Source organism: Rugamonas sp. (assembly GCF_025354735.1).
Taxonomy (GTDB): Bacteria; Pseudomonadota; Gammaproteobacteria; order Burkholderiales; family Burkholderiaceae_D; genus Rugamonas.
The window spans coordinates 1-16,326 of the sequence record NZ_JANXMI010000289.1; the positions used below are offsets into that span (position 1 = coordinate 1).

Here is a 16,326-nt window from a genome sequence, read left to right on the forward strand (position 1 = left end):
CGCGGATCAGCTGCATGCCCTCTTCGTACTGGTTCAGCTCGATCAAGCCGTCGACCAGGGTGTTTTCGGAGTCGGCGATATTGCCCTCGGTCGGCGACAGCAGGAAGGTGGTGCACGCCATGGTCGACACCAGCGCGTTCAGCGACAGCATGAATTCCGACAGCGCCATGTCCGATGGCGTGGCTTCGCGCACGGTGCGGAAGCCGTCGATAATCATGATGTCGGGCCCGTGTTCGGCCAGGATGGCGGCGATCGACTTGAGCAGTTCGCGCAGGCCGCCGCGCAGCACGTCGGGATAGGCGCTGAAGAAGATGATGCGCTCGCCGACCAGCTGCTCGTCGAAGAAGGAAAAATTGCTGAGGTGAGTCAGCATCTTGTTATGGGTTTCCGCGATCAGCGTCAGGATCAGGACTTTTTTGCCGTCGTGCGCGTGGTGGAAGCCGATCTGGCAGGCCAGCGTGGTCTTGCCGCTGCCGGCCAGGCCCTGGATCAGGTAGACGCTGTGGGCCGGAAAGCCGCCGTCGAGGATGTCGTCAAAGCCGGGGATGCCGGTGCGCAGGAGCCGATTGCGGCGCGCCGGCTGGTGGAGTGGGGGAACAGCGCTCATATCGACTTTCAGCCAGAACGCCGGGGTGGTCCCGGCTAGACGTAGTTATAGGTGACACGTTGATTATTTTACCAGTATGTGTCCGCGAGCACGGAGAGTATCGCGCTACGGAACGCGCCGGAAATGAGAAACGCCGAAAGCTGGAGCACTTGTGCGGCCGTCGTCGAAACGATGGTAATCTGGCGCTCTTACCGTCACCGTCCGGAGCATCATGCGTCGCTTGAAAATTGTTGTGGCTGTGCTGGGCTTGATCGCCATTGCCGCCAACACCGCCCATCCCGCCTTCGCCTCGCCGGTCAGCCCGAAGAGCGGCGCCGAATATACGGTGTTGCCGTCGCCGCAGCCGGTGCCGGCGACCGGCAAGAAAATCGAAGTGATCGAATTCTTCATGTACCACTGCCCGGCGTGCTACGCGATCGAGCCGGAGCTCAACGCCTGGGTCAAGGCGCAGGGTGAGCGCATCGTGTTCCGCCGCATCCACGTGCCGCACACCGGCGACAACGACCCGGAAGCGCACCTGTTCCTGACGCTCGAAGCGATGCAGCGCGAGGATGCCCTGCACGGCAAGGTGGAAGCGACCTGGCACGTCGAGCGCCGCCGCCTGGGCAGCGATGCCGACAACCTGGACTGGGCCGTCAAGAACGGCATCGACCGCGAGCAGTTCCTCGGCGTGTACAACTCGTTCTCGGTGCTGGCCAAGCTGAAAAGCACGGGACGGCTGGCGTCGAATTATCGCGTCGAGGGCACGCCGACGCTGATCGTCGACGGCCGCTACCTGACCACGCCGACCATGGTCGACGCCAGCAATCCCGGCATCGCGCGCCCGGACCTGGCCAGGGCCACGCTGCAAGTGGTCGACGTGCTGGTCGCGAACGCGCAGCAGGCGCACCGCGCGGCGCCGGCCAAATAGGCCGGCGCCGCGGTCGCCGTTAATACTTTTCCGGCACGATGATTTCGGCCGGCACCGGACGGCGCATGTAATCGTCGTGATATTCGCGCTGCGGCAGCGAGATGGCCGGATGCACCACCTCCTCGTAGGGCACGAGATTGAGCAGGTGGTCGATGCAGTTCAGGCGCGCCTTCTTTTTATCGACGCCTTGCACCACCCACCACGGCGCCTCGGGTATGTGGGTCCGCTCGAGCATGATTTCCTTGGCCCGCGTGTACTCTTCCCAGCGGCGCCGCGATTCCAGGTCCATGGGACTGAGCTTCCACTGCTTGAGCGGATCGTGGATGCGGCCGAGGAAGCGCGCGTTCTGCTCCTCGTCCGAAATCGAGAACCAGTATTTGACCAGCTGGATGCCCGAGCGCGCCAGCATGCGCTCGAACTCCGGCACCGTCTGGAAGAACTCCTCGTACTGCTCGTCGGTGCAAAAGCCCATCACCCGTTCGACGCCGGCGCGGTTGTACCAGCTGCGGTCGAACAGCACGATCTCGCCGGCCGCCGGCAGGTGCGAGGCGTAGCGCTGGAAGTACCACTGGGTGCGTTCGCGGTCGTTCGGCGCCGGCAGCGCGGCCACGCGGCACACGCGCGGATTAAGGCGCTGGATGATGCGCTTGATGACGCCACCCTTGCCGGCGGCGTCGCGGCCCTCGAAGATGATGACCACCTTGTGGCCGGTGTGGACCACCCAGTCCTGCAGCTTGACCAGCTCCGCCTGCAGCCGGAACAACTCGCGGAAGTACAGGCGGCGCTCTTCCTTGTCGGCGGCGCTACGGCCCGCGGCCGACTCCCCGTGCGGCATCGGCTGCATGGTGTGGGGATCGAGGTCGCGGTCTTCCAGCTCCAGTTCCAGCTCCTCGTCGTAATTGTCGGCCAGCTCGCGGTGGATGCGGCGCATCAGTTCCTGCTCGTTCAAATCCATGTCGGCCCCCCTTAAAACGCGTGCGAAAACAGCCAGTACAAGGAACCCGACAGCACGATCGCCACCGGCAGCGTCAGCACCCAGGCCATGGCCAGGTTGCGTATCGTCGACCATTGCAGGCCGGAGCGGTTGGCGGCCATGCTGCCGGCCACGCCGGACGACAGCACGTGGGTGGTCGACACCGGCAAGCCGTACATGTCGGCCGCGCCGATGGTGAGCATGGCCACCAGTTCGGCCGACGCGCCCTGCGCATACGTCAGGTGCGACTTGCCGATCTTTTCGCCGACGGTGACGACGATGCGCTTCCAGCCCACCATCGTGCCCAGGCCCAGCGCGACGGCGACGGCCACCTTGACCCACAGCGGGATGAATTTGGTGGCGTCGTCGATCTGCTTCTTGAACTCGATCAGATTGACCTTGGTGTCGACGTCGAACTTCATGCTCTCGTCCTTGCCGAGGAAGCGTATCGTTTCGGCGGCCAGGTACATATCGTTGCGGACGTTGGAGGCGGTGTTGGCCGGCACCCGGTCGAGCGTGCCGTAGCTCTTGACCTGGGCGCCGATCTGGCCGGTCAGCGCGGCCAGCGCCGGCACCACGTCGGCGTCCAGCGTGTGGGTGCGCACATAGGTGGTCAGCGTCTTGCGCGGTGCGGCCGGCGGCAGCGCGTCCGGCACCATGTATTTTTGCAGCGACTGCTGCGTCACCTGCGCGACGGCGACGAACTGGGTGACCTGGTCGACCGGCAGCGCGCGGTTGAGCGCGTAGGCCATCGGCACCGTGCCGACCAGAATCAGCATAATCAGGCCCATGCCTTTTTGACCGTCGTTGGAGCCGTGCGCGAAGGAGACGCCGGTGCAGGTGAGGATCAGCAGGCCGCGGATATACCATGGCGGCGGCGCGTTGCCGGACGGCGCTTCATACAGCGCGCGGTTCTTCACCAGCTTGCGCAGCGCCAGCAGCAGCAGGGCCGCGCACGCAAAGCCGACCAGCGGCGACAGCAGCAGCGAGTAGCCGACCTTGGTCGCCTGCGCCCAATCGACGCCGCTGGTGCCGTCGCGGCCGTGCATCAGGGCGTTGGCGATGCCGACGCCGAGGATGGAGCCTATCATGGTGTGCGACGACGAGGCCGGCAAGCCCAGCCACCAGGTGCCGAGGTTCCAGACGATGGCCGCGATCAGCAGCGCGAACACCATGGCGAAGCCGGAGCCGGAGCCGACCTGCAAGATCAGTTCGACCGGCAGCAGCGAGATGATGCCGAAGGCGACGGCGCCGCTGGAGACCAGCACGCCGAGGAAGTTGAAGCAGCCCGACCACATGACGGCGACGTTGGCCGGCATCGAGTTGGTGTAGATGACGGTGGCGACGGCGTTGGCGGTGTCGTGGAAGCCGTTGACGAACTCGAAGCCGAGCGCGATCAGCAGCGCCACGCCGAGCAGCAGATAGGGCAGCCAGCTGGCGTCGACCGGGCCGGCGCCGATGACGTCGGCGCGCAGGCTGTAGGCGCTGAACAGCAGGCCGGCGAGCAGCAGGGCGAGGAAGGTGGCGATGGTGGTGGCCGAGGTTTTGCGGTCGGCCGGGCCGGCCGGCGCGAGCTGCGCCGCGTTGGCCGCCGGCGACGGGTGGATCTGGGTGGTGCCGTGCATGATCGTCTCCAAGGGTGAGTTTGGAGTCAATCTACTTGTCAAATATGACACTGCGATGACGGTGCCCGCGCGGCCGGCTCACCGGCGCCGGCGGACACCGGGGTCAGACCCCGCTCGAGTTCAGTGGCCGAAGGCGGCGGCGCGGCGGCGGGGTCTGACCCCAGTTTTAGCTGCGGCGGGCGCTGCGGCGCGCCGCGCTGACGGTGCGGGCTTCAGCTGGCGATAAAGCGCGCCGGTATTTCGATGCCGCCGACGCGCGCGGCGTCCGCGTACAGACGCAATTCGGCGATGGCCGCTACCAGCTGTTCAACGCCGGGGTTGGCCTGGAATCCTTTGATGCGCTCATTGAGTTGCGTGACTTGCTTGCTCCACTCGAGCCGGTTCAACATGCTCATACTGTTTCCTCGTTTGAAAGCGGTCATGATGGGGTATCGCCGCGCCGCGCACCGTGCGTTGGCACACATAGCCGGCGGTGCGGCGCACGGTCAATGCGCGCGCAGCACGCCGTGCAGGAACAGTCCGATGGCTTGCTGCACGTGGGCCAGGTTTTCCGCCTCGCTGCGCGGTACTTCGGGCTCGAACAGCAAGCGCGTGGTCTGGTCGCCCAGCAGGCAGTTGAGCAGGTGGATCGCCAGCAGTTCCGGCGGCAGCTCGCTGCGGATCTGGGCCTGGATGTCGGCGCGGCTGAAGAAGCCGGCCAGCTGTTCGCGCGTCTGCTTGGGGCCGGCCTGGTAAAAGGTCTGCGCCAGCTCCGGCGTGGTGCCGGCTTCGGCGATCACCATGCGGTGCAGATTGCAGAAGGCGGGCAGCGACACCAGCTCGACGAAGCGCAGCGAGAAATCGGTCAGGATTTCTTCGATCGAGCGCGTGTCCGTCTCCATGTTGAACATGCCGCCGAAGTAGCGGGCGCGGCCCGCGGCGATGACGGCGTTGAGCAGCCCGGCCTTGCCGCCGAACTTGACGTAGATGGTGCGCACCGCCACGTGGGCTTCGCGCGCGATCATTTCCAGGCTGACCTTGCCGTAGCCTTTTTCCAGGAACAGGCAGGACGCCGTGTGCAGCAGATTTTGCAGGCGCGCCTCCTTGTCGGCGGCGCGCGGCCGGCCGGCCGACTTGCCGTAGCCGGGCAGGTCGGGGCCGGCGCCCAGGTCGGCGCTGGCGTCGTCGCTCACATCGGCGTCGTTGGCGGCGCCGTCGGCCATGGTGGCCGGCTGCGGCGCGGCGCTGTCTTCTGCGGTGGTGGAGATCTTCATATGTGGGAGGAAAGAGTATGTCCACACTGTAGTCCAAAATAAAATGAAATGCAATCGTTTCATTTCTTGACTTCGCTCCAGACTTGTCCAATAATGAACCTATCCCCTTTCATTACATCGGAGCGTCGCATGTCCAACCCGCACAGCCAGGCAGAACCAAAAGTGCTCAGCGCCGTCCCCGCCGGCACGCCAGCCGCACCGGCCGCGCCCGCAGCAGCGCCAGCGCCGGCCGCCAAGCAGCCTAACCGCCGCGTCCTCATCGTCGCCGCCGTCATCGCCCTGGCCGCCATCGGCGCCGGCGCCCGCATGTGGTACAACAGCACGCACTACGTGGAAACCGACAACGCCTACGTCGCCGGCCACGTGCACCCGGTCTCGGCCCGCATCGCCGGCACCGTCACCCGCGTGCTGATCGACGACAACCAGGTCGTGCGTGAAGGCGACGTGATCGCCGAACTCGATCCCTTCGACCAGCATGTGCGCGTCGAGCAGATCCAGGCCCAGATCGACACCGCCGAACAGCAGGTGCTGCAATCGGACGCGCAAGTGGCGCAGACCCAGGCCCAGGCCAGCGCCGCCGCCGCCCAGGTGGCGCAGTCGGACGCGCAGCTGGTGCGCGCCAGGCAGGACGCCGACCGTTACGGCCAGCTGTATAACAGCCAGATGAAGGCGGTCTCGAAAGCGGAACTCGACGCCGCCGTCGCCACCCGCGCCAGCGCCGTGGCCGACGTGGCCGCCAAGCGCGACAGCGTGGTCGCCGCCAAGGCGCAAATCGGTTCGGCCAACGCCGCCCGCGAAGTCTTGAAAGCGCAAGTGCGCGTGCTGCGCGTGCAGCTCAAGGACGCCCAGCAGCAGCTGGCCTACAACCGCATCCTGGCGCCGGTGTCGGGCCGGATCGGCAAGCGCAGCATCGAAGTGGGCCAGCGCGTCCAGCCCGGCCAGCAGCTGACGGCCATCGTGCAGGACGACGTCTGGGTCACCGCCAACTTCAAGGAAACCCAGTTGGCCCATCTGCGCAAGGGCCAGGAAGTGGACGTCAAGATCGACGCGCTGCCCGACTATAAACTGGTGGGCCAGATCGACAGCTTCGCGCCGGCCTCCGGCGCCGAATTCGCGCTGCTGCCGGCCGATAACGCCACCGGCAACTTCACCAAGATCGTCCAGCGCGTGCCGGTCAAGATCATCCTCAAGGCGGCCGACCTGAAGGCCCTCAGCGGCCGTCTGGCGCCGGGCATGTCGGCCGTCACTGAAGTGGCCATCAAAGAGGCGGCGACGAACGCGATTCCAGCGGCCCAGGTTCATTAAGGAGGGCGCGATGAGCGGCACGACACAACTGCCCGCGGCGGGCACGCCGCAGGCGCCAGTCATCAGCGAGCGCATTTCGCTGCGCACCTGGGTCGCGGTGGCGGCCGGCATGCTGGGCGCCTTCATGGCGGTGCTCGATATCCAGATCACCAATTCGTCGCTGAAGGACATCCTCGGCACGCTGTCGGCCACGCAGGAAGAGGGCTCGTGGATTTCCACCGCCTACCTGGTGGCCGAGATCATCGTCATCCCGCTGACGGCGCTGCTGACCCGCACCTTCGGCATGCGCGCCTACATGATGGGCACCACGGCGCTGTTCCTGGTGTTCTCGACGCTGTGCGGCTTCTCGTGGAACCTGGGCAGCATGATCGCCTTCCGCATGCTGCAAGGCTTCACCGGCGGCGCCCTGATCCCGATGGCGATGACGCTGGTGATGTCCAAGCTGCCGCCGTCCAAGCGCGCCACCGGCTTCGCCATCTTCGGCCTGACTGCCACGCTGGCGCCGTCGATGGGCCCGACCCTGGGCGGTTACCTGAGCGACCTGTATGGCTGGCCGTCGATCTTCTACATCAACTGGATACCGGGCGTGCTGCTGATCGCCGGCATCTCCTATGGCCTGGACCGCGACAAGATGAAGCTCGACGAAATCTTCAAGGCCGACTGGCTGGGCATCGCCTTCATGGCCGCCGGCCTGGGCGGGCTGACCATCTTCCTTGAAGAGGGCAACACCAAGGACTGGTTCGACTCCAACTTCATCGTTTTCTTCGCGGGACTGTCCATCGTCGGTTTGCTCGGCTGGGTCGTCACCAGCACCATGCGCGAAAAGCCCTTCGTCAACCTGGGACTGTACGGCACGCGCAACTTCAGCGCCGCCACCGCGCTGTCGCTGGCGATGGGCATGGGCTTGTACGGCTCGGCGTTCCTGCTGCCGCTGTTCCTCGGCCAGATTCCCGGCTACTCGCCGATGCAGATCGGTGAAGTGATCATGTGGGCCGGCCTGCCGCAGCTGTTCATCATGCCGTTCGCCGCCAAGCTGTCGTCGAAGGTCGACAACCGCATCCTGTGCAGCTTCGGCCTGCTGCTGTTCGGCGGCTCCTGCATCATGAACGCCTACATGGACGCCAGCACCGGCTACGACCAGCTGTTGTGGACCCAGATCATCCGCGCCTGCGGCCAGCCCTTCGTCATGCTGACGTTGTCGAACTTCGCCATGAACGGCGTGCAGCCGAAGGACATTCCATCGGCATCGAGCCTGATCAACATGACCCGTAACCTGGGCGGTTCGATCGGCATCGCGCTGCTGGCCACCGCGCTGACCGCGCGCGAGCACTTCCACTCGGAGCGTCTGGGCGAGGCGGTGACCGGCTTTTCCGCCGCCACCCGGCTGCGCATCGACCAGATGTCGCAAGCCTTCGTCGGCAAGGGCATGGACCCGACCACGGCGCATGACATGGCGCTCAAGGCCATCGATGGCCTGATCCGGCGCGAATCGTATGTGATGGCCTATAACGACGGCTTCTTCCTGGTCGGCGCGGTGCTGCTCGGATGTATCGGCGTGCTGTGGTTTTCCGACAAGGTCAAGGCGGGCGGCGGTGGCGGCGGCGCGCATTAAAAACCATATAAACGATTTATACAATATTCCGAGGTATGCCATGTCTTCAGCCCAGTTTTCAGTTTTGTATTCAACTTTGTCACCGGTCTTGAAACGCCTGACGCTGGCCGCATCCGTGGCGCTGGCCGTCGCCGCTTGCGGCACCGTCGGCGCCGATTTTTCGGCGCCGAACAATGTCGCCGGCATCGATGGCGGCTACCGCCACCTGCCGGCGCAGCAGGGCGCCAGCGCGGCGCGCCTGCCGGCGCAATGGTGGAGCGTGTTCGGCGACGCCACGCTGAACCATCTGGAACAGACCGCGCTGAGCGACAACCCCGGCCTGAAAGCGGCCGGCCAGCGCCTGCTGCAAGCCCGGGCCCAGGCCGGCGTGACCCGTTCCGAGCAGGGCGTGCAGGTGGGCGTGAGCACGGCGGTGTCGAACTCGCGCAGCTCGGCCAATTCCTCGCAGGGCATCGCCTTCGGCCACCAGTCCATCAGCGGCAACAACTACGAAGTGGGCGCCTCGCTGTCGTATGAGGTCGATTTGTTCGGCCGTTTGCGGCGCATGGTCGAAGCGTCGGACGCCCAGGTGCTGGCGTCGGAGGCGGACCGCGACGGCGTGCTGTTGCTGCTGTCGTCGCAGGTGGCGACCACCTACTGGCAGCTGCGCGGCCTCGACGCCGAGATCGCGATCTTGAAGGGCGCGCTGGCGACCCGCCATGAAACGGAAGACCTGATTACGGCGCGCTTCAACGCCGGCCTGTCCAATGAGCTCGACACCTCGCGCGCGCGCATCGAACGGGCCAACGCGCAAGCCGACCTGCATGAAGTGCAGCGCCAGCGCAACCAGCTCGAGCACAGCCTGGCGACGCTGGTCGGCGCCTCGCCGACCAGCATCACGCTGTCGGCGGCGGACGATGGCGCGCTGCCGCAGCCGCCGGTGATACCCGTCGGCCTGCCGGCCAGCCTGTTGGCGCAGCGTCCCGACCTAGCCGGCAGCGTCGCCAGTCTGCGCGCGGCCAACGCGCAAATCGGCGTGGCCGAAAGCGCGTTTTATCCCTCCGTCAGCCTGACCGGCGATTTCGGTTTCGCCTCCGAAAGCCTGCGCGACCTGGCCAAGGGCGGCTCGCGCCAGTTCAATATCGGACCGCTGGCCCTGTCGCTGCCGATCTTCGACGGTGGCCGCAACAAGGCCAATCTGGCGGTGGCGAAAGCGCGTTACGACGAAGCGGTCGACAATCACGAAACCCGGCTGCTGACGGCGCTGCGCGAAGTGGAAGACGCGCTGTCGGACGTGCAGGAAAAGCAGGAGCAGGGCCAGGCTCAGGCGCAGGCCAAGGCGGCGGCGGCGCGTGCTTATCTGGTGGCGCGGGCGCGCTACGACCGCGGCGTGTCGAACTATCTGGACGTGACCGATGCCGAGCGCAGCGCGCTGACGGCCGACCGCGCGGCGGTGCAGATCGACACCCAGCGGCTGCTGGCGGCGGTGTCGGTGGCGCGCGCGCTGGGCGCCGGCTGGCAGCCGTCGGCGCAGCTGGCGGCGGTGGCGCAGGTCAATGCCAAGCCGGTGAAGTAAGCCGGTTTCAAGCGCTGCGCAGCCACTACCGTAAATCGGGGTCAAGACCGTGGGTCAAGACCGTGGGTCAAGACCGTGGGTCAGACCACAGTTTCGAATGAATTTCTCGAAACTGTGGTCTGACCCCGAAGTCACGTGCGCCCCCAAGTCACATTCGCCCCCACGCTACTTGCTTGCAAGTCAGCTTTCCAACTCCTCAATCATTCCTGTTTTCCTACGTAATAATATACCGTTGTCGTTCCTGCCTTAACGCAACTAAGTTTCTCGTCTGCATGCTAGAGTCGTCACAAAGGAGTCTAGCCATGCATATCTCAACTTTTCCCCTGTTGCTCACCTTGCTGTCCGGCGCCGCCTCGGCTGCGCAGCTGACCGAGATGGAGACGCGCTGGCTGACCGCCGGCGCGCCCGTGCTGGCCTATGCCAAAGAATTAAAACTGCCGATCGACATCATCGTCCAACCTGAGGCGCATCCGAACGACGTGCCGATGGCGATGGGCTTCGACCACGGCCGCTGCAAGCTGGTGCTGTCGATGCGCGGCAATCCGCATGCCGAAGACATCTTGCAGCCGCTGTCGGCCGGGCAGCGCACGCTGATGATAGAAGCGATGACGGCGCACGAGGTCGGCCATTGCTGGCGTTACGCGCAGGGCGCGTGGCACGAGCTGCCGACAGGTTTCGTCGAAGCCGGCACCCAGCAGGCCGACGATCCGGCGCTGTTGCAGATGGCGCAGTCGCTGCGCGAAACGCGGCGCGAGGAGGCTTATTCCGATCTCGTCGCGCTGGCCTGGACCGAGCGCCGCCACCCGGACCAGTATGCCCAAGTGTATGGCTGGCTCAAGCAGGTGCGCCACGACCAGCCGGTCGCCGGCGGCTCGCACGACACCCAGGCGTGGCTGCAATTGGCGCGCGACGGCGCCGTCTTCGGCGCGGCCGGCACGCCGTTCGAGCAGGCCAGCGCGCTGTGGGGCGAGGGTTTGCTGAAGGACGATTGACGGCGTCGCGGCATCGACTATCCTCGTTTTGTGTTCGTTCCCGCACAGAGCCGTCGTGGGCGCTGGCGTTTAATCGCGGTGTCCACCCACCACCGAGGAGCGATCATGAACCGATTAATGATGCTGGCCCTGGCCACCGCCATGAGCGGCGCCGCCTACGCCGCGCCGACGGACTCGGCGGCCTACAAAGCCGCCACCGCCAAGGCCGACAGCGACTATCAGGCCGCCAGCGCCCAGTGCGACGGCCAGAGCGGCAACGCCCAGACCATCTGCATGCAGGAAGCCAAGGCGGCCCGCGCGCGCAGCAACGCCGACGCCGTCGCCCAATACAAGAACACCAAAAAGGCCACGGAAAAAGCCCAGATCGCCGTGGCCGACGCCGACTACAACCTGGCCAGGGCCAAATGTGCCGACCAGGCGGGCGGCGCCAAGGATAGCTGCATCAACGACGCCAAAGCCGCGAAAAACGCCGCCGTCACCGAGGCTAAGAGCGACTATCGCACCGCCGAGAACAACACCGATTGCAGCGCCCTGAGCGGCGCCGACAAGGCCAGCTGCATGACCCATACCAAGTCCGCCGCCGCCGGCGCGGTGGTGGCCGATTCCGTCATCACCACCAAGGTCAAGGCCGATCTGCTCAAGGAACCGGACTTGAAATCGCTCGACGTGCACGTCGACACCGCCAACGGCGTCGTCACGCTGAGCGGCTTCGTCGCCAGCCAGGCCGAGGCCGACCGCGCCGCGCAACTGGCGCGCGGCGTCAAGGGCGTGTCCGATGTGCAAAACACGCTGCAAGTGAAATAAGGACAAGAACGCCGGCGCCCGTCGCGCCGCGATCGATGCATGACTGGCCGCCTTGCGCGGCCTTTTTTATGGCCGGATCGCGGCATCGGAGCTGGAAAATTCCGGTTGTATTTATGATGATCGTCATTTATCATAAAGTCCATCCCGTTTTGTGATGGACTGCGCGTATGCAGCCGGCGGCGATATCGACCCTGAAAGAGACAAGCATGTTTTCTCAACCCGTATCCGATTGGCTGCACCGGCGCAACATCCACTACGCGTGGGTGATCGTCGCGATTACTTTCCTGACGGCGCTGACCTCGTCCGCCGCGCTGGGCTTGCCGGGCGCGATGATGCAGCCGCTGAGCAAGGAGTTCGGCTGGGACACCGAGCAGATTTCCTCGGCGCTGGCGGTGCGCTTCGTGCTGTTCGGTCTGATGGGCCCGTTTTCCGCCATCTTGATGGAGCGTTTCGGCCTGCGCAACGTCGTCGTCACGGCGCTGGCGCTGGTGGCCGGCGGCATGGCGCTGGCCACGCGGATGACGCAGTTCTGGCAGCTGGTGGCGCTGTGGGGCGTGATGCTGGGCATCGGCTCCGGTTCGACGGCGCTGGTGCTCAACGCCGTCGTCTCGAGCCGCTGGTTCGAGACCCACCGCGGCCTGGTGGTCGGCCTGCTGACGGCCAGCTCGGCCACCGGCCAGCTGATCTTCCTGCCCGTCAGCGCCTGGCTGATCGAGCACTTCGGCTGGCGCATGGCGGTGCTGCCGGTGTTCGCCGGCTGCGCGCTGGCGGCCGTGCTGGTGCTGCTGTTCATGCGCAACCGGCCGAGCGACGTCGGCACCCACCCCTTCGGCGCCGACCGCACGCAAGTCATCGTCGTCGCGCCGCCCGTCCACATCACCTTCGCCACCCCGTTCCAGGTGCTGCGCGGCGTGTCGGGCAGCCGCGTGTTCTGGATTTTGTTCGGCACCTTCTTCATCTGCGGCCTGAGCACCAACGGCCTGATCCAGACCCACTTCATCTCGCTGTGCGGCGACGCCGGCCTGTCGGCGGTGCCGGCCGCCTCGGTGCTGGCCATGATGGGCGCCTTCGACCTGGTCGGCACCATCATGTCGGGCTGGCTGTCGGACCGCTACGACAACCGCAAGCTGCTGTTCTGGTACTACGGCTTGCGCGGCCTGTCGCTGCTGTGGCTGCCGTATTCGGAATTCACGCTGTACGGCCTGTCGCTGTTCGCCATGTTCTACGGCCTGGACTGGATCGCCACGGTGCCGCCGACGGTGTGGCTGGTGGCGTCGACCTTCGGCAAGGAGCGCGCCGGCATGGTGTTCGGCTGGATCTTCGCCGGCCACCAGCTGGGCGCGGCCACGGCGGCCTTCGGCGCCGGCCGCGTGCGCACCCTGATGATGACCTATAACCCGGCGCTGTTCGCGGCCGGCGCGGCCTGCCTGGTGGCGGCCGCCATCGTCATGCTGATACGGCGGCCGGCGGCGGCCACGGTGCCGGCAGCGGCGGCGAAGACGGCATCGGCCTGACGGTGGAATCGACTTTGGTATAAATCGTTTATATGATTTATGCCGTAACGCCGGCGGCCCGCGGCAGCGCGGCCGCCGTCAATTACATCTTCGGGGCCGGACGATCAGGCCGCCCGGGTCGCGCTTGGGTCGTACTTGGGCCGATCTTGGGTCGCGCCTGGGTCGCGCCTGAGTCGAATAAGCGCTAAGATGGCGGCTGTTTGCATCGGCCCTTGAACCAGTATGAAAATAGATGACATCAGCGCCTTCGTCGCCGTCGTGCGCGAGCAGTCGGTCAGCGCGGCGGCGCAAGCACTGGGCATGACGCAGTCGGCCATCACGCGCCGCCTGCAAAACTTCGAGCAGGACCTGGGCGTGGCGCTGCTGGACCGCAGCGTCAAGCCGCCGCGTCCGAACCCCATGGGGCGCCAGGTCTATGCGCAATGCGGCAAGGTGCTGCTGGAAGTGGAGCGCCTGCGCGATCTGGCGCTGGCGGGGCAGGCCCCGACCGGCACCTTCCGCGTCGGCGTGATCCAGACCATCGGCGACGTCGTGCTGCTCGACACCCTGCAGCAACTGAACGCGGCCTTCGACGGCTTGCACACCGAGGTCGCCACCGGCTGGGGCGCACAACTGGTCGAGCGCGTCGCCGCCGGCCAGAGCGACGCCGCCATCGCGCTGTTCCCGTCCACCAAAGTGCTGCCGGACGGGCTGAGCGGGCGCACCCTCGGCAGCATGGAACTGGTGGTGGTCGCGGCCAGCGGCGCCATGCCCAAGCGCAGCTACCGGCTGCGCGACATCGACGATATCGGCTGGGTGCTCAATCCCGACGGCTGCGGCTTCCGCGCCGGCCTGGCCCGCGCGCTGGCGCAGCAGGGCCTGAACTTCAAGATCAATCTCGAGACCTTCGGCACCGACCTGCAACTGGGGCTGGTGGCGAACGGCGTCGGACTGGGCCTGGTGCCGCGCCCCATCCTGGAGCGCAGCGCGCTGCGGGCCCGGCTCGATATCGTGGCCGTGGCCGACTTCAAGCCGGTGCTCGACATCTGGCTGGTGCAGCAGCAGCCGGCCGGCCCGCTGCAAGCCGCGATCGACTTCTTCGCCGACGCCGTGACGCGCGCCTTTGCGCCGCGCCGCGCCAGAAAAGCGCGCTGAACGCGCATATCGATATACCTTTTTGCGGCTTCGCTGCGACCCCGTTCTTCACTAGAATGGACGGGGCGGGCCGCTCTGCGCACCCGCCGCAGTAAGTTTCGATGATTTGTGATTATTCTTAAAAATCATATATCGAAAGACGAAACAATTAGTTTTCGCATAATTATTCTCTCCCTATACTTGATTTCAACGGCTCATCCGAGCCACGAGATAGGGATGCATCACCATGTCAGCCTTCACCTCCGCCACCGTCGCCACCGATGCGCCGCGCGCCGCGCCCTCCGCGCTGGCCGCCCTGCTGCTGTCCGCGCTCAAGCGCGCCGCCACGCCGCTGCTGTTGCTGGCGGCCTGGGAAATCGCCTCCCGCAGCGGCCTGCTACCCGAACGCATCCTCGCCGCGCCGTCGCAGATCGCCGCCGCCCTGGCCGACCTGGTGGTCTCCGGCGAGATGGGGCGCAACGTGCTGGTGTCGCTGGGCCGCGTCGCCACCGGGCTGGCCGTGTCGCTGTCGCTCGGTACCGCGCTGGCGCTGGTGGCCGGGCTGTCGCGCCGGGGCGAGGCCGCCGTCGACTCCACCATGCAGATGGCGCGCACCTTGCCCTTTCTCGGCCTGGTGCCCTTGTTCATCCTGTGGTTCGGCATCGGCGAACTGACCAAGATCGCGCTGATCGCCTTCGCCACCACCTTCCCGATGTACCTGACTTTGTACAGCGGCATACGCGGCATCGACGCCAAGCTGGTGGAAGCGGCGCGGCTGTTCGGCCTCAGTTATCCGCAGCTGATCGTGCACGTGATCTTGCCGGGCGCCTTGCCGTCGTTCCTGATCGGATTGCGCTACTCGCTCGGCGTCGGCTGGCTGTCGCTGGTGGCGGTGGAGCAGATCAACGCCAGCGCCGGCTTGGGCTACCTGATTAACAACGCCCGCGACTTCATGCGCACCGACGTCATCGTGGTCTGCCTGCTGGTCTACAGCCTGCTCGGCCTGGCCACCGACCTGCTGGTGCGCCTGATCGAACACTACGCGCTGGCCTGGCGTCCTACCTTCATCAAGGACTGAACATGCAAACCATGGAATTCGATCTGGCCGGTGCGCCGGCGCGCAGCGCCAAGGTGGCCAACGCCACTGGCGCAGCCAACGCCACCAATGTCACCAATGTCACCAACTCCGCCAACGCAGCCGCCATCAAGCGCGCCGCCTGGCCGCTGCCGCCGGCTGATGCCGCGTCGTCGCCGGCCGCCGTGCAGGCGCGCCGACTGAGCAAGCGTTTCGGCGCCAACCTGATACTGGATCAGCTCAATATCGATATCGGCGCCGGCGAATTCGTCGCCTTGCTGGGCCGCAGCGGTTCCGGCAAGACCACGCTGCTGCGGGCGCTGGCGGGACTGGACCGCATCACCTCCGGCACGCTGGATGTGCCGCAGGCGCGCGCCGCCGTGTTCCAGGAGCCGCGCCTGATGCCGTGGAAGCGCGCGTGGCGCAACGTCACGCTGGGCATGAAGCTGGAGCGGACGCGCGAACGCGCCCTCCAGGCGCTGGAAGAAGTGGGACTGGCCCATCGCGAAAACGCGTGGCCTGCCACGCTGTCCGGTGGCGAGGCGCAGCGCGTGGCGCTGGCCCGCGCGCTGCTGCGCGAACCGCAGCTGCTGCTGCTCGACGAACCGTTCGCCGCGCTCGACGCGCTGACCCGCATCCGCATGCACCAGCTGATCCTGACGTTATGGCGCCGGCACCGGCCCGCCGTGCTGCTGGTGACGCACGACGTCGACGAGGCGGTGCTGCTGGCCGACCGCGTGCTGGTGCTGGAGCAGGGCCGCATCGTGGCCGACATCACGATCGCCCAGCCGCGACCGCGCAGCGCCGAGCGGGGCGAATTCCAGCGCGTGCGCTCGCAGCTGTTGCAACTGCTGGGCGTTGACCTCGAGCCGGCCGCCGCCGATGGCGCCGCCGGCAATGGTGACGACCACGCCGATGATGCCGACCATGCCCGCGCCGACGCGCCCTTCGCGCCTTCCTTCAACTTGAGCATCGCCCGGAGCTGACC

The 16,326-nt window shown here is 66.3% G+C and carries 15 protein-coding genes; 10 read left to right on the top strand and 5 right to left on the bottom strand.

All coding sequences use genetic code 11. From position 1 onward, the window contains the following. Positions 1–607 (bottom strand): ATPase domain-containing protein (locus Q0S71_RS23490; RefSeq protein WP_296001157.1); only part of this gene is annotated, 607 nt, incomplete at its 3' end. Between the two features lie 211 nt (positions 608–818). Here Q0S71_RS23490 and Q0S71_RS23495 point away from each other — a divergent pair. After that, on the top strand, positions 819–1,517 hold the full coding sequence (locus tag Q0S71_RS23495; RefSeq protein WP_296001158.1) for a thiol:disulfide interchange protein DsbA/DsbL: 699 nt from the start codon (positions 819–821) through the stop codon (positions 1,515–1,517). Between the two features lie 19 nt (positions 1,518–1,536). Here Q0S71_RS23495 and ppk2 read toward each other — a convergent pair whose 3' ends face one another. The 4 genes from ppk2 to Q0S71_RS23515 all read right to left on the bottom strand — a co-directional run bounded on the left by ppk2 (position 1,537) and on the right by Q0S71_RS23515 (position 5,368). Further along, complete coding sequence (gene ppk2 / locus Q0S71_RS23500; protein ID WP_296001160.1) at positions 1,537–2,472, bottom strand: polyphosphate kinase 2; 936 nt, start codon at positions 2,470–2,472, stop codon at positions 1,537–1,539. Positions 2,473–2,483: 11 nt separating this feature from the next. Then, positions 2,484–4,115, bottom strand: a complete 1,632-nt coding sequence (locus tag Q0S71_RS23505; protein WP_296001162.1) for an inorganic phosphate transporter — start codon at positions 4,113–4,115, stop codon at positions 2,484–2,486. 212 nt (positions 4,116–4,327) lie between these two features. After that, entirely contained in the window at positions 4,328–4,510 is a 183-nt protein-coding gene (locus Q0S71_RS23510) for a hypothetical protein (protein ID WP_296001164.1), read from the bottom strand. Between the two features lie 90 nt (positions 4,511–4,600). Next, positions 4,601–5,368 (bottom strand): TetR/AcrR family transcriptional regulator, encoded by a 768-nt coding sequence (locus Q0S71_RS23515; RefSeq protein ID WP_296001166.1) that lies wholly within the window; start codon positions 5,366–5,368, stop codon positions 4,601–4,603. A 129-nt stretch (positions 5,369–5,497) separates the two neighbouring features. On the opposite strand from Q0S71_RS23515, the gene Q0S71_RS23520 reads away from it, so the two are divergent. The 9 genes from Q0S71_RS23520 to Q0S71_RS23560 all read left to right on the top strand — a co-directional run bounded on the left by Q0S71_RS23520 (position 5,498) and on the right by Q0S71_RS23560 (position 16,324). Continuing rightward, positions 5,498–6,673, top strand: a complete 1,176-nt coding sequence (locus Q0S71_RS23520; protein WP_296001168.1) for an HlyD family secretion protein — start codon at positions 5,498–5,500, stop codon at positions 6,671–6,673. Between the two features lie 10 nt (positions 6,674–6,683). Next, a complete protein-coding gene (locus Q0S71_RS23525; RefSeq protein WP_296001170.1) occupies positions 6,684–8,285 on the top strand; it encodes a DHA2 family efflux MFS transporter permease subunit in 1,602 nt (533 codons plus the stop codon). A gap of 40 nt (positions 8,286–8,325) precedes the next feature. Then, entirely contained in the window at positions 8,326–9,840 is a 1,515-nt protein-coding gene (locus Q0S71_RS23530; protein ID WP_296001172.1) for an efflux transporter outer membrane subunit, read from the top strand. Between the two features lie 302 nt (positions 9,841–10,142). After that, the gene (locus Q0S71_RS23535) at positions 10,143–10,832 is read left to right on the top strand and encodes a hypothetical protein (RefSeq protein ID WP_296001174.1); all 690 of its coding nucleotides are present in this window, start codon (positions 10,143–10,145) and stop codon (positions 10,830–10,832) included. 105 nt (positions 10,833–10,937) lie between these two features. Next, entirely contained in the window at positions 10,938–11,636 is a 699-nt protein-coding gene (locus Q0S71_RS23540; protein WP_296001176.1) for a BON domain-containing protein, read from the top strand. Between the two features lie 206 nt (positions 11,637–11,842). Further along, entirely contained in the window at positions 11,843–13,150 is a 1,308-nt protein-coding gene (locus Q0S71_RS23545; RefSeq protein WP_296001178.1) for an MFS transporter, read from the top strand. Positions 13,151–13,372: 222 nt separating this feature from the next. Continuing rightward, positions 13,373–14,284 (top strand): LysR family transcriptional regulator, encoded by a 912-nt coding sequence (locus Q0S71_RS23550; protein ID WP_296001180.1) that lies wholly within the window; start codon positions 13,373–13,375, stop codon positions 14,282–14,284. 226 nt (positions 14,285–14,510) lie between these two features. Further along, entirely contained in the window at positions 14,511–15,341 is an 831-nt protein-coding gene (locus Q0S71_RS23555; RefSeq protein ID WP_296001182.1) for an ABC transporter permease, read from the top strand. Positions 15,342–15,343: 2 nt separating this feature from the next. Continuing rightward, the gene (locus tag Q0S71_RS23560; RefSeq protein ID WP_367185333.1) at positions 15,344–16,324 is read left to right on the top strand and encodes an ABC transporter ATP-binding protein; all 981 of its coding nucleotides are present in this window, start codon (positions 15,344–15,346) and stop codon (positions 16,322–16,324) included. Positions 16,325–16,326 lie beyond the last annotated feature (2 nt).

Coding starts and splice junctions, on each gene's coding strand:
- Q0S71_RS23555 (WP_296001182.1), top strand. CDS start 14,511: ATGTCAGCCTTCACCTCCGCCACCGTCGCCACCGATGCGCCGCGCGCC.
- Q0S71_RS23530 (WP_296001172.1), top strand. CDS start 8,326: ATGTCTTCAGCCCAGTTTTCAGTTTTGTATTCAACTTTGTCACCGGTC.
- Q0S71_RS23525 (WP_296001170.1), top strand. CDS start 6,684: ATGAGCGGCACGACACAACTGCCCGCGGCGGGCACGCCGCAGGCGCCA.
- Q0S71_RS23540 (WP_296001176.1), top strand. CDS start 10,938: ATGAACCGATTAATGATGCTGGCCCTGGCCACCGCCATGAGCGGCGCC.
- Q0S71_RS23515 (WP_296001166.1), bottom strand. CDS start 5,368: ATGAAGATCTCCACCACCGCAGAAGACAGCGCCGCGCCGCAGCCGGCC.
- Q0S71_RS23545 (WP_296001178.1), top strand. CDS start 11,843: ATGTTTTCTCAACCCGTATCCGATTGGCTGCACCGGCGCAACATCCAC.
- Q0S71_RS23550 (WP_296001180.1), top strand. CDS start 13,373: ATGAAAATAGATGACATCAGCGCCTTCGTCGCCGTCGTGCGCGAGCAG.
- Q0S71_RS23520 (WP_296001168.1), top strand. CDS start 5,498: ATGTCCAACCCGCACAGCCAGGCAGAACCAAAAGTGCTCAGCGCCGTC.
- Q0S71_RS23510 (WP_296001164.1), bottom strand. CDS start 4,510: ATGAGCATGTTGAACCGGCTCGAGTGGAGCAAGCAAGTCACGCAACTC.
- Q0S71_RS23505 (WP_296001162.1), bottom strand. CDS start 4,115: ATGCACGGCACCACCCAGATCCACCCGTCGCCGGCGGCCAACGCGGCG.
- Q0S71_RS23535 (WP_296001174.1), top strand. CDS start 10,143: ATGCATATCTCAACTTTTCCCCTGTTGCTCACCTTGCTGTCCGGCGCC.
- Q0S71_RS23495 (WP_296001158.1), top strand. CDS start 819: ATGCGTCGCTTGAAAATTGTTGTGGCTGTGCTGGGCTTGATCGCCATT.
- Q0S71_RS23560 (WP_367185333.1), top strand. CDS start 15,344: ATGCAAACCATGGAATTCGATCTGGCCGGTGCGCCGGCGCGCAGCGCC.
- ppk2 (WP_296001160.1), bottom strand. CDS start 2,472: ATGGATTTGAACGAGCAGGAACTGATGCGCCGCATCCACCGCGAGCTG.